15 protein-coding genes are annotated in these 14,681 nt (G+C 66.6%); 6 read left to right on the forward strand and 9 right to left on the reverse strand.

Annotated elements, in window-relative coordinates; translation table 11 throughout:
* Positions 1-153: 153 nt before the first annotated feature.
* The gene (locus CXR43_RS02050; protein WP_435530782.1) at positions 154-840 is read right to left on the reverse strand and encodes an arylesterase; all 687 of its coding nucleotides are present in this window, start codon (positions 838-840) and stop codon (positions 154-156) included.
* 1 nt (position 841) lies between these two features.
* On the opposite strand from CXR43_RS02050, the gene CXR43_RS02055 reads away from it, so the two are divergent.
* On the forward strand, positions 842-1,540 hold the full coding sequence (locus CXR43_RS02055) for an ABC transporter ATP-binding protein (protein WP_103332372.1): 699 nt from the start codon (positions 842-844) through the stop codon (positions 1,538-1,540).
* Positions 1,537-4,101: an ABC transporter permease gene (locus CXR43_RS02060; protein ID WP_168219722.1), complete on the forward strand. Its 2,565-nt coding sequence runs from the start codon at positions 1,537-1,539 to the stop codon at positions 4,099-4,101. The genes CXR43_RS02055 and CXR43_RS02060 overlap by 4 nt, the downstream gene beginning before the upstream one ends.
* Positions 4,102-4,227: 126 nt before the next feature.
* Here the strand turns inward: CXR43_RS02060 and CXR43_RS02065 are convergent, their stop codons facing one another.
* From CXR43_RS02065 to CXR43_RS02075, 3 genes are read right to left on the reverse strand one after another with little or no spacing between them, the layout of a single operon-like run.
* On the reverse strand, positions 4,228-4,893 hold the full coding sequence (locus CXR43_RS02065; RefSeq protein ID WP_246831248.1) for an HAD family hydrolase: 666 nt from the start codon (positions 4,891-4,893) through the stop codon (positions 4,228-4,230).
* Positions 4,890-5,453, reverse strand: coding sequence for a 16S rRNA (guanine(966)-N(2))-methyltransferase RsmD (rsmD, locus tag CXR43_RS02070; RefSeq protein ID WP_103332374.1), 564 nt, complete (start codon positions 5,451-5,453; stop codon positions 4,890-4,892). The genes CXR43_RS02065 and rsmD overlap by 4 nt, the downstream gene beginning before the upstream one ends.
* Positions 5,450-6,652, reverse strand: a complete 1,203-nt coding sequence (locus CXR43_RS02075; RefSeq protein WP_103332767.1) for an NAD(P)/FAD-dependent oxidoreductase — start codon at positions 6,650-6,652, stop codon at positions 5,450-5,452. The genes rsmD and CXR43_RS02075 overlap by 4 nt, the downstream gene beginning before the upstream one ends.
* A gap of 80 nt (positions 6,653-6,732) precedes the next feature.
* Here CXR43_RS02075 and CXR43_RS02080 point away from each other — a divergent pair, with 80 nt between their 5' ends.
* A complete protein-coding gene (locus CXR43_RS02080) occupies positions 6,733-7,221 on the forward strand; it encodes a peroxiredoxin (protein ID WP_103332375.1) in 489 nt (162 codons plus the stop codon).
* Between the two features lie 53 nt (positions 7,222-7,274).
* Here the strand turns inward: CXR43_RS02080 and CXR43_RS02085 are convergent, their stop codons facing one another.
* Genes CXR43_RS02085 through CXR43_RS02100 form a run of 4 tightly spaced genes read right to left on the reverse strand, consistent with a single transcriptional unit; the run spans position 7,275 to position 10,060 of the window.
* The gene (locus CXR43_RS02085) at positions 7,275-7,568 is read right to left on the reverse strand and encodes a 4a-hydroxytetrahydrobiopterin dehydratase (RefSeq protein WP_103332376.1); all 294 of its coding nucleotides are present in this window, start codon (positions 7,566-7,568) and stop codon (positions 7,275-7,277) included.
* A gap of 46 nt (positions 7,569-7,614) precedes the next feature.
* Complete coding sequence (locus CXR43_RS02090; protein WP_103332377.1) at positions 7,615-8,772, reverse strand: GNAT family N-acetyltransferase; 1,158 nt, start codon at positions 8,770-8,772, stop codon at positions 7,615-7,617.
* 51 nt (positions 8,773-8,823) lie between these two features.
* Positions 8,824-9,597 (reverse strand): glycerophosphodiester phosphodiesterase family protein, encoded by a 774-nt coding sequence (locus CXR43_RS02095; protein ID WP_103332768.1) that lies wholly within the window; start codon positions 9,595-9,597, stop codon positions 8,824-8,826.
* 1 nt (position 9,598) lies between these two features.
* Positions 9,599-10,060, reverse strand: coding sequence for a RidA family protein (locus tag CXR43_RS02100; protein ID WP_103332378.1), 462 nt, complete (start codon positions 10,058-10,060; stop codon positions 9,599-9,601).
* A gap of 265 nt (positions 10,061-10,325) precedes the next feature.
* Between CXR43_RS02100 and CXR43_RS02105 the strand changes: the two genes are divergently transcribed.
* The 3 genes from CXR43_RS02105 to CXR43_RS02115 all read left to right on the forward strand — a co-directional run bounded on the left by CXR43_RS02105 (position 10,326) and on the right by CXR43_RS02115 (position 12,232).
* Complete coding sequence (locus CXR43_RS02105) at positions 10,326-11,075, forward strand: MlaA family lipoprotein (protein ID WP_103332769.1); 750 nt, start codon at positions 10,326-10,328, stop codon at positions 11,073-11,075.
* The gene (locus tag CXR43_RS02110; protein WP_103332379.1) at positions 11,065-11,676 is read left to right on the forward strand and encodes an MlaC/ttg2D family ABC transporter substrate-binding protein; all 612 of its coding nucleotides are present in this window, start codon (positions 11,065-11,067) and stop codon (positions 11,674-11,676) included. The genes CXR43_RS02105 and CXR43_RS02110 overlap by 11 nt, the downstream gene beginning before the upstream one ends.
* A 133-nt stretch (positions 11,677-11,809) precedes the next feature.
* Positions 11,810-12,232: a hypothetical protein gene (locus CXR43_RS02115; protein WP_103332380.1), complete on the forward strand. Its 423-nt coding sequence runs from the start codon at positions 11,810-11,812 to the stop codon at positions 12,230-12,232.
* Positions 12,233-12,312: 80 nt separating this feature from the next.
* On the opposite strand, the gene CXR43_RS02120 is transcribed toward CXR43_RS02115, so the two are convergent.
* On the reverse strand, positions 12,313-14,601 hold the full coding sequence (locus CXR43_RS02120; protein ID WP_103332381.1) for a transglycosylase domain-containing protein: 2,289 nt from the start codon (positions 14,599-14,601) through the stop codon (positions 12,313-12,315).
* Positions 14,602-14,681 lie beyond the last annotated feature (80 nt).

A 14,681-nucleotide genomic window follows, 5' to 3' on the forward strand; every position in this document is an offset into this window, starting at 1 on the left:
TCCTCTGCCGCGCCATCAAGGCCGGGGGCCGCATATCCATGACTGGTCCCGCCGCGCGCATCAAGCCCCGGCACCGAATTTTCATCCTGCGCGCGGCCCAAGGCGCGGGAGCGCTTGGCGCGGGCCGAGGTCAGAAAGGGCGAGGCCGCAGGCTTAGCCCAGCTGCTCCACCAGCTGCAGGATCTGCGGCCCCAGGCTTTCGACCGCGCGTTTCACGCCCTGCGCATTGGGATGGATGCCATCAGCCTGCATATACTGCGAAATCTGGCCGGGGTCGGTGGCATCCGGGTCGATCAGCGCGAAAAAACTGCCCCCATGCAGCGCGCCATATTGCGTCGCCAGCTCCGGGTAGAGCGCATCGAACTCTGCCTTGTAGGCGGGTCCGAAATTGCCCGGGGCCTCCATCCCGATCAGCAGGACCGGCAGCTGACGGCCCTGCGCCTGCGCGAGGATCGCCTCGATATTGGTGCGGGTCACGCCGGGTTGCAGCCCGCGCAGCAGGTCATTGCCCCCCAATGTCACGATCATGGCATCGACCTCGGGCGTCAGGCTCCAGTCAAGCCGCGACAGACCGCCGGCACTGGTATCGCCCGACACGCCGCCATTCAGCACGGTCACCTCTGCGCCCTGCTCGGCCAGCCAGAGGTTCAGCTGCGGCACCAGCCCCTCACCCTCGGGCAATCCGTACCCTGCTGTCAGGCTGTCACCCAGCGCGAAAACGGTCACGGGTTCGGCATAGGCTGCACCTGCGGCAGAAAACGGCAGGGCTAACGCAAACGTCAGGTTGCGGAGGCAGCGTTTCGCGCCATATGCAACAGGAGACAGGATAAAGGAAAACATCATGGGTCAGACCGTTCTGGCATTGAAGGAGGCGACGCTGACACTGGCAGGCAATGCCGGGCCGGTCGAGATTCTGAAAGGGATCACGCTTGACGTCGCACAGGGCGAAACGCTGGGGCTGATCGGTCCGTCCGGGTCTGGCAAATCGTCTCTCCTCATGCTGATGGGCGGGCTGGAACGGGCCACATCGGGATCGGTTCTGGCGCTGGGGTCGGATCTGACCGCCCTCGACGAAGATGCGCTCGCGCGCTTTCGCAGAGGCAATATGGGGGTGGTGTTCCAATCTTTCCACCTGATCCCGACAATGACCGCGTTGGAGAATGTTGCCGTGCCGCTGGAACTGGCAGGCAAGGCCGATGCCTTTGCCCGCGCCGCGGCCGAATTGCAGGCGGTGGGACTGGGCTCAAGGCTCGATCATTACCCCACGCAACTGTCGGGGGGCGAGCAGCAGCGCGTGGCCCTCGCGCGCGCCGCCGCCCCGCGCCCGGCGATCCTGCTCGCGGATGAACCCACCGGCAATCTGGATGGCGTCAACGGTGCCGCCATCATGGACATGCTGTTTGGCCTGCGCGACCGGCACGGTGCCACGCTGGTGCTGGTTACCCATGCGCCGGAACTGGCCGCGCGCTGTGACCGCGTGGTGCGGCTGGCCGATGGCCGGATCACGGGCGAAGACCGGATGAAGGCAGCGGCGGAATGAGCGCGGTGGCCCCTGCGGATACCGGAGCAGCGAAGGGGTCAGGCACGGGTCTGTCCCTGGCCTGGCGTCTGGCGCGGCGCGAATTGCGCGGGGGCCTGCGCGGCTTTCGCATCTTCCTCGCCTGCCTTGCACTGGGGGTGATGGCCATCGCCTCGGTCGGCATGGTGCGCGCGGCCATTGAAGCGGGCCTGCGCGATCAGGGCGCGGTGCTTCTGGGCGGTGACGCGCAGATGGAATTCACCTACCGCTTCGCCGACGAGTCCGAGCGCGCCTATATGGACAGCATCGCCACCGGCGTGTCGGAAGTGGTCGATTTCAACTCTATGGCCGTGCGCGGCGACGACACCGCCCTGACCCAGATCAAGGCGGTGGACAGCGCCTATCCCCTACTGGGCGACGTGGTGCTGGAGCCGGAAATCCCGCTGGCCGAGGCGTTTGCCCCGCAGAACGGCCTGCCCGGCGCAGTGATGGACCGGGTCTTGGTGGATCGGCTTGGGCTGGCCGTGGGCGACAGCTTCCGCCTTGGCGTGCAGGACTTCCGCCTGGGCGCGGTGCTGCTGCGCGAACCGGATTCCGCCACACAAGGCTTTACCCTTGGTCCGCGCACCATGGTGCTGACCGCCGATCTGGCGCAATCGGGGCTGATCGGGCCGGGATCACTTTATGAAACCGAATACCGGCTGACATTGCCCGAAGGCAGTGATCTGCAGGCGCTGGAAGACCAGACCGAGGCGCTCTATCGCGACAATGGCGTGCGTTGGCAGGACAGCCGCCGCGCCACACCGGGGGTAGAGCGGTTCGTCGAACGCATGGGGTCTTTCCTCATCCTCGTCGGCCTTGCCGGGCTGGCCGTGGGCGGGGTGGGCGTGTCCTCTGCGGTGCGCGCCTATCTGGATGGCAAGGTCTCGACCATCGCCACGCTGAAAACCCTGGGGGCGGAAGGGGGGATGATCTTCCGCGTTTACCTCCTGCAGATCGCCGTGCTGGCCGGGGTCGGTGTGGCCATCGGCCTTGTGCTGGGGGTGGCCATCCCGATGCTGCTGGCCCCGGTGATTTCCGCCTCGCTGCCCTTGCCGGTGATCTTCCGCCCCTATCCGCTGCCACTGCTGGAGGCGGCGTTCTACGGGCTGACCACGGCGCTGCTGTTCACGCTCTGGCCGCTGGCCCGCACGCAAAGCGTGCGCGCAGCGGCGCTCTATCGCGGGGCAGGGCGGGGGGGCTGGGCCGGATGGCCTGCGGCCATCGCCGTGGCCGCCCTGCTGGCCCTGCTGATCGGCGGGGCGGTGCTGTTCTCGGGTGTGCCGGATCTGGCGCTGGGCTCTGCCGCCGGCATTGCCGGGGCACTTCTGGTGCTGGCGGGTGCCGCCTGGCTGCTGCGCCGTGCCGCCAATGCAGTGGCGCGCTCGGTGCTGGCGCGGGGCAGGGTGGCACTGCGGCTTGCCCTGGCTGCCATCGGCGGGCCCCGGGCCGAGGCGACATCGGTGGTGCTGTCGCTGGGCCTTGGCCTGTCGGTGCTGGCCGCCGTCGGCCAGATCGAGGCCAACTTGCGCCTTGCCATCGCGCAGGATCTGCCCGAACGCGCCCCATCCTATTTCTTTGTCGACATCCAGCCCGACCAGATCGACGCCTTTCTGGACCGGGTGACCAATGATCCTGCGGTCAGCAAGGTGGAAAGCGCGCCGATGCTGCGCGGCGTGGTGACACAGATCAACGGTCGCCCGGCGCGCGAGGTGGCGGGCGAGCATTGGGTGGTGCGCGGCGACCGTGGCGTGACCTATGCCGCCACGCCATCGGAAAACACCACCGTGACCGAAGGGGAATGGTGGCCCGAGGATTACACCGGCGATCCGCAGATCAGCTTTGCCGCTGAAGAGGCCGCCGAGATCGGGCTGAACCTGGGCGATCAGATCACCACCAACATTCTGGGCCGCGACATCACCGCCACCATCACCAGTTTTCGCAACGTCGATTTCTCCAGCGCCGGGATGGGGTTCGTGATGACGCTGAACCCTGCCGCCCTTGCGGGCGCGCCGCACACCCATATCGCCACGGTCTATGCCGAACCCGAGGCCGAGGCCGCGATCCTGCGCGATGTCTCGCGCGCCTATCCCAATATCACCGCCGTCCGCGTCAAGGACGCGATCGACCGGGTGACCGAGGCTTTGGGCGCGATTGCCACCGCCACCGCCTGGGCGGCAGCCGCAACGCTGCTGACCGGCTTTGTGGTGCTGATCGGGGCCGCCGCCGCAGGCGAGCGCGCCCGGGTCTACGAGGCGGCGGTCCTCAAGACGCTGGGGGCCACGCGCGGCCGCATCCTGGCCAGCTTTGCCTTGCGGTCCGCCCTGATGGGGGCCGCGGCCGGCCTGGTCGCCATTGTGGCGGGCGGTCTGGCGGGCTGGGCGGTGATGGTCTTCGTGATGGACTCGAGTTACCGGTTTGAACCCGTCTCGGCCCTTGCCATCGTGGCGGGCGGGGTGGTGGCCACCCTTGCCGCCGGGCTGGCCTTTGCCCTGCGCCCGCTTGCCGCCCGCCCGGCGCAGGTGCTGCGCTCGGCCGATTGAAACCGGTTCAAGGCAATGGAGCGCGCTGGCGCGCGCGCTCTTTTTGTCTCGCCTCTGTGGCTGCGCCACAACCGGCTCGGATATGCGCTCCGCGCGGGGATATTTGAGAACAGATAATGGGTGACGTCAGCCCAGGCCGATCAGGCGGGGCAGGTCGGCCATGTCGAAGAACGGCTCTGCCCCCACGGCGGCCAGACGCTCTGCCGGGGTATGGGCGGCATAGCCCAGGCAGCGCATACCGGCGGCCTGCGCGGCGCGTGCTCCGGTGGGGCTGTCCTCGATCACCACGCAACCCTCAGGCGCGACGCCCAATTGCCGCGCCGCATGCAGATAGAGATCCGGCGCGGGTTTGGGCGCACCAAGGGTCTGCCCGGAATAAAGATGCCTGCCAAAGCGCGCCAACAGCCCCGGGTGCTGGCCCAGCGTGATCTGCATCTTTTCGTCCGACCCGTTGGAGCCCATGGCAAAGGGAATTCCCGCCGCCTCCAGCCGGTCGAGCACCGCAAGGATGCCGGGCACCAGCGGCGTGCCCCTGGCCAGATGGGCATAAAGCCGCGGGTAGAAGGTGTCGACCCAGCTCTCCGGCAGATCCGCCCCCGCCGCCCGCGCCCGCATCGCCACATCGGCCATCGTGCCGCCGATGAAATCGCGCGCGATCACCTCGACCGTCAGCGGCAATCCATGCGCCGCGAATTCGCCCCCCAGCAGATCGAAGGTCATGCCCTCGCTGTCGACCACCACGCCGTCACAGTCGAAGATCACGGCTTTGGCGGGCATCGTTCCGGGGGTCATGCGGGCATCCTGAGCAAGGTCACATGGGTCTCGCCATAGCGGCGCTGGTCAAGAAGGTCCAGCCCGGCGGGGGGCAGCGGGGCTGCGCCTTCCTCCCAGACGATCACCGATGCGGGGGCAAGCCAGCCGCCCGCAAGGCAGGCCGCGATCGCCGTTTCGCCCAGACCCCGGCCATAGGGCGGGTCAAGGAACACCAGATCAAAACCTGCGCCCCGGTTTTCCCCGGGCTGTGTCGCATCGCGCCGCCAGACCTCGGTTTCGGCTTGCGCCCGCATCAGCGCGATGTTGCGGGTCAGCAGGGCCAGCGCCACCTTGCCCTGTTCGACAAATATGGCTGATGCCGCCCCGCGCGACAGCGCCTCCAGCCCCAGCGCGCCGGTGCCGGCGAACAGGTCGAGCACGCGCGCGCCCTGCACCAGATTGCCATGCCCGCCATTGATCAGCAGGTTGAAGATCGACTCGCGCACCCGGTCTGATGTGGGCCGCAACTGCGCCTGGGCATCGCCTGCGCCCAGCGGGGCCAGATGCAGGCCCCGCGCCCGCCCGCCGATGATCCTCATCTGAGCAGCGCCTTGAGGTCGGTGGCAGGGTCTGCCAGCAACGCGGCGTCGGGCGAGCGGCCCGCCTCGATCAGCCGCTTGCCGACCATATAGGCGCGGGGATCGTTCATCGCATCCAGCGCCAGCAGGCGATCGCCCTGATAATACCAGAACGACACCGCGCCATCCGCGCCGGGGCGGGTCACCACCCGGTCATAGCCGGTGTTCAGCCCGGCGATCTGCAGCTTGCAGTCATATTGATCCGACCAGAACCAGGGGGCCGCCCGATACGGCGTGTTGGCCCCCAGGATGTTGGCCGCCACCACCTCGGCCTGATCAATCGCATTGCCCACCGATTCCAGCCGCAACCGCCCCGCCCCCCAGGGGAAGGACGCGCAATCGCCCGCCGCCCAGACATCGGGGGCCGAGGTGCGGCCACAGGCATCGGTGGCGATTCCGTTGTCGATGGTGATCCCGGCGGCCTCGGCCAGGGCCGTGTTCGGCATGATCCCCACGCCGACAATCACGAAATCCGCCGCAATCTCGCGCCCGTCCGACAGGCGCGCGCCTGTCACGCGGTCTGCGCCCAGCAACCGCTCCAACCCGGTGGCTTCCAGCACCTTCACCCCATGCGCGGCGTGCAGCGCGCGGAAATAGCCGGAGGTTTCGGCGGCTGCCACCCGTTGCAGGATGCGCGGCGCCATTTCCAGCACCGTCACATCCAGCCCCAGCTTGGCCGCCACCGCCGCCGCTTCCAGCCCGATATAGCCGCCGCCCACGATCACCACGCGGCGGCCGGGCCGGAACTCGGCCCGCATCGCATCGACATCGACCAGCCCGCGCAGGGTATAGACCCCGGCCAGATCGCCCCCCATCGCGGCCGGCAGGCGGCGCGGCGTTGATCCGGTGGTCAGCGCCAGCGCGTCATAGGCGATGACCGCGCCGCCCACGGTCACCGTCTTGGCCAGCGTATCAAGCGCCGTCACCGGCGCGCCCAACCGCAGCGCCACCTGCTGATCGGCCCAGAACTCCGGCGCGCGCAGCCACAGCCGCTCGGCCTCCATATGGCCCAACAGATAGGCTTTCGACAAAGGTGGCCGCTGATAGGGCGGGGAGGCCTCTTCTCCGATCACGGTGACAGGTCCGGCATGCCCCAGCCCGCGCAGCTTGGCCGCCAGCGCCGCACCCGCCTGTCCCGCCCCGATGATCACCACATGCATGGCCATATTCCTCTGGTCGCCCAACCGGGCGGACCCTATAACCTGCGCATAAGCAAACGCAACGCGAGAGGGACTGAACCATGACGATTTCTGTGGGCGACACGCTGCCAGAGGCCACCCTGATCAAGCTTGGCGACAAGGGCCCGGAGCAGGTCTCGCTGCATGAGCTGGCCAAGGGGCGCAAGCTGGTGCTCTTCGCCGTGCCGGGTGCCTTCACCCCGACCTGCAGTTCGGCGCATGTGCCCAGCTTCATCCGCACCAAGGATCAGTTCACCGCCAAGGGCGTGGATGACATCATCTGTGTCTCGGTCAACGATCCCTTCGTGATGAAGGCCTGGGGCGAGTCCACCGGGGCCACCGCCGCCGGGGTCACCATGATGGCCGATGCCGACAGCACCTTTACCAAGGCGATGGGGCTCGATTTTTCGGCCGCGCCCGCCGGCCTGATCGCCCGGTCGAAACGCTACGCGCTTTATGCCGAGGATGGCGTGGTCAAGCAGCTGCACCTGGAAGAGTCCCCCGGCACCTGTGATATCTCGGGTGGCGAGGCGCTGCTGGCCGCGATCTGACCCGTGCCCCCTCCCCGTCAGGGGAGGGGGCTTGCGGCCCGGTCAGCGCGGGATCAATACCCTGCGGCCTTGTCCATCCGTTCCGCCAGATCCACATCCAGCCGGGTCAGGCCGCCCGCATCATGCGTGGTCAGCCGGACCTTGACCGTGCGGTACACGTTTGACCATTCCGGATGGTGGTTCAACGCCTCGGCATCCTCGGCCACCCGGGTCATGAAGGCAAATGCCTGCTTGAAGTCCTTGAACAGAAAGGTCTTTTCCAGCGCATCCTTGCCTTCGGCCATCTTCCACCCGGTGCCAAACAGCGGCAGCAGGCTTGACGGGTCCAGCTTTGTCTTCTCGGTCATCTCTTGCGATCCTGTCTTGATTTGCGCCAAGCCCGCAGGCCCGGCCTCAGTCTTCAGACTGCACCCGGCGGAACGGGCCGTACTGCGTCAGCACCTCGATCTCTTCATCGACTGCACGGCGCTCTTCCTCCAGATAGCGCGCCACGGCATCGCGGAACCCCGCATCGGCAATCCAGTGCAGCGAATGCACCGGGCTGGGCAGATAGCCGCGCGCCAGCTTGTGTTCGCCCTGCGCGCCAGCCTCCACCCGGTGCAGCCCGTTGGCAATCGCCCAGTCGATCGCCTGATAATAGCACAGCTCGAAATGCAGGCAGGGATGATCTTCGGAGCAGCCCCAATAGCGGCCGAACAGCACATCGCGCCCGATGAAATTCAGCGCCCCCGCCACCGGGCGGTCCCCGTCAAAGGCCAGCACCAGCAGAATGTCGTCGCGCATCGTGTCATGAAACCGCGTGAACGCCTTGCGGGTGAGGTAAGGCGTGCCCCATTTGCGCGCCCCGGTATCCTGATAAAACGCCCAGAACGCATCCCAATGCGCAGGGTCAATCGCATCGCCGGTCAGCGCCCGGATGGTCAGGCCCGAGGCCCGCGCCGTCTCGCGCTCCTTGCGGATCATCTTGCGCTTGCGGCTGGACAGCTGGCCAAGGAAATCGTCAAAGGTCGCGTAGCCGTTGTTTTCCCAATGAAACTGCTGCGTCACCCGGTGCAATACACCATCCACCCCGGCCAGAGCCTCGGCCTCTTCCCCGGTGCAGAAGGTCACATGCAAGGACGACAGCCGGTTCTTTGCCGCCACCGAAACCGCCGCCGCCAGCAGCATCTCGCGATGCGCGGCCTCCCCCAGAAACCGCCGCCCTGTTGCAGGCGTGAACGGCACCGCAATCTGCAATTTCGGGTAATACCGCCCGCCCGCCCGCTCAAACGCCTGCGCCCAGCCGTGGTCAAAGATATATTCGCCCTGCGAATGCCCTTTCGCATACATCGGCACCGCCGCCACGATCTTCCCGTCCTGGCGCAGCACCAAAGGATGCGCGCTCCAGCCGGTGCCCGCCCCGGTTGACCCCGACGCCTCCAGCGCGTGCAAAAACCGATAGGTGGTGAACGGGTCAATTGGTCGCCCTGTCGCCTGTTCGGGGGCCGCCACCGCATCCCATGCGGCGGCGTCAATCTCGGTCAGGCTTTGGTGCAGGGTGATTTCGGTCATCGTGTCCGTCTTCCGGGCATGCAGGCGAGTCTGTGCCGCCCCGCCGCAATTTCAAGCCGGGATCACGCTCAGATAACCCTCAAAGGTCACATTCGCCGCAATCTGGCGCGCCATCGCCTCTTGTTCGGGCGAACGGATCGTCCAGCACAGCACCGGAACCCCCGCTGCCCGCAAGGCCAGCACACGCGGGCGGGTCAGGTCATTGCCCTGATGGCTGATGAAAGACGCGCCCACCCGGTCAAAATCCGGAATCTCGCGCAGACGGTCACAGACCTCGGCGGGCACAGGCGCCCAGTCCTCCGGATCATAGGAGGATGTGGTCAGCCCCCGCGCCACATCCGGGGCCAGCCGCGCCATCTGCGCCACGGAATGCGGGTTGAACGACATCACCGCCACCTCGCCGCCATAGCCAACCAGCGCCTGCGCCACCGCAGCCTCCAGCCGCCCGTCGCTCTCACCCATCGCCCCGGTCTGATCCTTGATCTCGATCAGCAAGGGCACCCGGCCTGCCACCATGCCCAGCACGGTCGCCAGCGTCGGGATCGTATCGCTTCCCCCGGTCAGCGCCATGTCGCCCAATTCCGCCGCCGTGCGGGCCCTGACCGGTCCGCGCTCCGATGTCAGCCGGTCCAGATCATCATCATGGAACACCATCGCCACGCCATCGGCCGACAGCTGCACATCAACCTCGATCGCATAGCCCGCCGCCACCGCCGCGCGGATCGCGGCAGGGCTGTTTTCAATCCGCCCCTGCGCCCGGTCATGCAGGGCGCGGTGCGTCACCGGCAGGCGCAAAAAGCCAGAGGGCAGGGCCGGGCATGTGATGTCAGGCAATTTCAAACACCGCTTCAATCTCGACCGCCACACCAAAGGGCAAAGACGCCGCCGACACCGCCGAGCGCGCATGCCGCCCGGCATCGCCCAGCACCGCCACCATGAAATCCGACGCGCCGTTGATCACGCGGGGCTGATCCACGAAATCAGGCCCGGAATTCACAAAGCCCACCAGCTTGACCAGCCGCACCACGCGGTCGATCTCGCCACCCGTTGCCGCCTTCACCTGTGCCAGCAACGATATCGCGCAGGCCTTGGCCGCCTCGGCCCCCTGTTCCACGCTCAGATCCGTGCCCACCTTGCCCTTGATCATTCCCGCCGCCGTCTGGCTGATCTGGCCCGAAATGAACACCTGCTGCCCGGTGATCACCCAAGGCACATAGTTCGCGGCCGGGGCAGGCGCATCGGGCAGGGTGACGCCAAGTTCGGCAAGGCGGGTTTCGATCTTCGACATCGGTAGCTCCTTCTTATGCTTTGCCGCAGGCTAGCGGCCCCTCCCGGCGGCGGCAAGGCCGCGATGACTTATCCCACGACATATCAACGCCCTGCCGCGCCCGCCAAAGCACCACAAATCCGGCCAAAGCCCGCCGGATCGGCAGGCGCGCGTTGTAATCCGGTGCCCCGGCCTATATCAAAACCCCAAGACCGCAGACCGTCCCTCCGGGCTTCTGGTGCAGCCGCACCCGGCCTGCGAGCATGAAAGATTGGCCGTGACCCGCATGATCCTGTCCTCTTCCCGCATCCTTGCCAGTGCCGCGTTGGTCCTGCTGACGGCCTGCGCCCAGCAGCCTGCCCCCACAGGGTTCAGCGACCCGATGGAGGCGGACAACCGCAAGATCCACGCCTTCAACCGCAGCGTCGATGCCGCGATCCTGCGCCCGGTGTCCGGGGCCTTTGGCGACGGTCCGCCCGGCCCGGTCATGCAAGGCGTGGTCAATTTCGCGCAGAACCTGGATGCGCCCGGCGCCGTGGTCAACAACCTGCTGCAGGGCCGCCCGCATTTCGCCGCCGAAAACACCCTGCGCTTTGCGCTCAACACCATCGTCGGCCTTGGCGGTCTGTTCGACCCCGCCACCGCCATCGGGCTGCATGGCAGGCCCACCGATTTCGGCGAAACCCTGCATGTCTGGGGTGCCGGAGAAGGGGATTATGTCGAGCTGCCCTTCCTCGGCCCCTCGACCCAGCGCGACATGGTCGGCAAGATCGTCGATATCCCGCTCAACCCACTGCGCTATGTCTTGCCCAAACCCGAAGAGAACATCGTGCCGCTGGCAAAGCTCGCATCAAGCCTTGGTGATCGGGCGCGCTATTCCTCGACAGTGGACTCGGTTCTGTATGACAGTGCAGACAGCTATGCCCAGGCGCGCCTGCTCTATCTGCAGAACCGCCGCTTTGAACTGGGGCAGACCACCGGTGCCGGTGCCGATGGTGCCTTTGAAGACCCGTATGAGGATATCTATGGCGAATGACAGGCTGATCATCACACGTCGCGGCTTTGGCATCGGTCTGGTCGGAGGGGCCGCCGCTTTGGCCCTGCCGGTGCCCGCCGCCGCCCTGACCGTTGATCAGGCGGGCACGCTGGTCAACAGCATCGTCAACGATGTGAACGCCACCATCAATTCGGGCAAATCCGCCAGCGCGATGTATGGCGATTTTGAACGGATCTTCGCCCGCTACGCCGATGTGCCCACCATTGCCCGCTCGGCCCTCGGCCCCGCCGCGCGCGGGGCGTCACAGGCGCAGCTGACCGCCTTCACCAAGGCTTACCAAAGCTATATCGCCCGCAAATACGGCGCCCGCTTCCGCGAATTCATCGGCGGCCAGATCGAGGTGACGGGTGCACGGCAGGTGAAAAGCTATTTCGAGGTAATCTCGGTCGCCAAACTGCGCGGTCAGGCCCCGTTTGACCTGCGCTGGCATGTGTCCGACCGCTCCGGCAAGGATCTGTTCTTCAACATCATCATCGAAGGCGTGAACATGCTGGCCAGCGAACGCACCGAAATCGGCGCCATGCTCGACCGCCGCCGGGGTGACATCAACGGGCTGATCGAAGATCTGAAGTCGGCCTGAGCTGAACGGCACAAGACCGATCGCCCAGCCCCATCGGGTCAGGTTGCAGCTTTACACGTCAGACGCGCAGTGCAACGGTGAGACGGCATTTGGGCCCCAGCCGAGAACACCTAGGCTAAGCGTGGAGACTGCAATGAAACTGTCAGCAGCGCTGTGTGCCTTTTGCCTTCTGGCTTCTGGCCCGACATTTGCCTTTGATCTCCTCCGCGACACCGAGATTTCTGACGACCTGCAACCGACTGCCAAAGCCTTCCGCTGTTCCGTGATCGCAGAGCGCGGCGGTCGCACGCTGAATGATGCGGTCTATCTCTTCGGCCATGGGTATCGGCTGGCCGGGGGCGGCCAAGGCCTGCAACAGGATATGGATATCGAAAATCGTTCGCCCAACGCGTCGCGTGTGGGTCTGGGCCCGACACAAGACTTTTCGATAGGGCGACTGTATCAACTGGTCCTGCTGCGCACCGAACTGGAGACGCTCGGGCTCGGGCAGGCGGATCTGCAGGCGCTGTTCAGAGAGGAAGGCTGCCTTGACCTGCTGAGTGCCGCTCGGCTCTGACGCTGGCTGCCACGGCTGTTTTGACGATGGGGTGCCGAAGCTGGGGTTCCGCCCTCTCGCGCCAGCCGGGGCACCCGCGCTCAGTTGCCAAAGCCCCCCAGCACCTCTTGCAAGATCTGGTCGGCCAGATTGCCCTCTACCGGGCCCTCGTTGATCCATTCCTCCGGCACCGGCCCGTCATAGACGATCACATCCTGCGCGGGCATCTCACCCTGTCCGGCAGCCCAGTTGTCCTGCGGCCCGGCGGCAGGCGACTGCCCGTCGGCCATCACATTGGGCGACGGCGCGTAATAGCCCCCGGGCGGTGACTTCGCCTCGGGGATCAGCATGGCCAGCGGCTGCGGCTGCAGCCCGTCATGCACCCGCACCATCACCTCGCGCCAGATTTCCGCCGGCAAGCCACCGCCCGTCACGCCCGTCAGGGGGGCGTTGTCGTCATTGCCCATCCAGACCCCGGCCACATAATCGGCGGTAAAGCCCAGGAACCACGCATCGCGCGCCGCCTGCGTCGTGCCGGTCTTGCCCGCCGCCTGCCAGCCGGGAATGCGGGCCCGCGTGCCGGTGCCCTCTTCGATCACCCGGTTCATCATATAGGTCAGGTACAGCGCCGCATCCTCGCTGATCACCCGCTCCCCCAAGCCGCCGGTCGCGCCCAGCAGCACATCGTCTTCACCCTGCAGGCGCAACTCGACCAGCCCATAAGGCGTCACCGACGACCCGCCGTTCAGAATGCCGGCATAGGCCCCCGACATCTCCAGCAAGGACGATTCCGACGCCCCCAGCGCCAGCGCCGGACCATCGGCCAAGGCCGAAACGATGCCGAACCCGTTCGCCACCCGCCGCACCGCGTCACGCCCCACCGCTTCCGACACCCGCACGGCAGGAATGTTGCGGCTTTCGGCCAGGGCTTGGCTCAGGGTGATCATCCCCTTGAACTGGTTGTCGTAATTCTTCGGCGTCCAGGCCCCCGACCCGGGGATATTGATGGTCAGCGGCGTGTCCTCGACGTAATCGGCCGGGGTAAAGCCAAGGTCCATCGCCGCCGCATAGGCAAAGGGCTTGAAGCTCGACCCGGTCTGCCGTTTCGCCTGCGTGGCGCGGTTGAAACTGCCCGCCGCCATCTGCTCGCGCCCGCCGACCATGGCGCGCACCGCACCATCGGCCGACATCACCACAATCGCCGCCTGCGCCTTGGACCCTTCTTTCACCTTGGTGTCAAAGATGAACGCCAGCGCGTCTTCGGCCGCCTTCTGCAACCGCTGGTCCAGCGTGGTGCGGATGATCACATCCTCGGTGGTGTTCGACGACAGAAAGCTGGGGGTGGATTCCATCACCCAATCGGCGAATGCCCCGCCCGATTGCGTTTCCGCCGCCTTGGACAGCCGTGCCGGGTTGGCCCGCGCCTCCGCCGCCTGCTCGGGCGTCAGATAGCCTTGCTCTTCCATCAGCCCGACCACCACATTCGCCCGCTCCTGCGAGCGTTGCAGGTTGTTGGTCGGCGCAAAGCGCGAGGGCGCGGTCAGCAGCCCGGCCAGCATCGCGGCCTCGGCGGGCCCGACCTCATTGGCCGATTTGCCGAAATAGCGCTGCGACGCGGCCTCGAACCCGCGCGCACCGGCCCCCATATAGGTGCGGTTCAGATAGATCGTCAGGATCTGCTCTTTGGTATACTTGACCTCCATCGCCATGGCGTAGGGGATTTCCTTGACCTTGCGCCAGATGCCGCCACTGCGGCAGTCCTGCTCGTATTCGGCCTCGTTCTTCCAGTCGGCAGGGTTGTAGGGCACGCCGATGCACAGCAGCTTGGCCACCTGCTGGGTGATGGTCGATCCGCCATTGCCCGAAAGTGGCCCGCGCCCTTCGCTCAGGTTGATCCGCACCGCCCCGGCAATGCCGCGCGGGCTGATGCCGAAATGGCGGTAGAACCGCCGGTCCTCGGTCGCGATCACCGCGTTGCGCAGATGGGGCGAGACATTTTCCGCCGTGATCTGGCCGCCAAATGTCTCACCGCGCCAGGCAAAGACCTGCCCCTCGCGGTCCAGCATGGTGACAGACCCGCGCGCCCGCCCGTCCAGCAACTCGGTCACCGGCGGCAACTGGCTGTAGAAATAGAACACGGTCAGCGCCAGCACCATGCCCAGCACCGCGCCCGCCCGCCAGGTCACCCCCCACAGCACGCGCCAGATCAGCCGCCACAGCCCAAGGATCAGCCCCACGATCAGCCCATGCTGGCGCTTTGGCTTCCGCGGGGCGGGTTTGCGCGGATCGGGTTTGCGCGGGCCGCCGCCGCCAGAGCCTGACCGTGCAGCCGCCGCCGCATAGCGTTTGTCTGCGGTCAGAGTTCCGCGCCCTTTGCCCGATGTCGCCATAGCCTGCCCAACCGTTTCAAATCGTCTCTTTTGGCCGACTCTAGCCCGGTTCGCGTGGATTGTGGAGAGCAGGGCTTAAC

The organism is Pseudotabrizicola formosa, assembly GCF_002900965.1.
GTDB lineage: Bacteria > Pseudomonadota > Alphaproteobacteria > Rhodobacterales > Rhodobacteraceae > Pseudotabrizicola > Pseudotabrizicola formosa.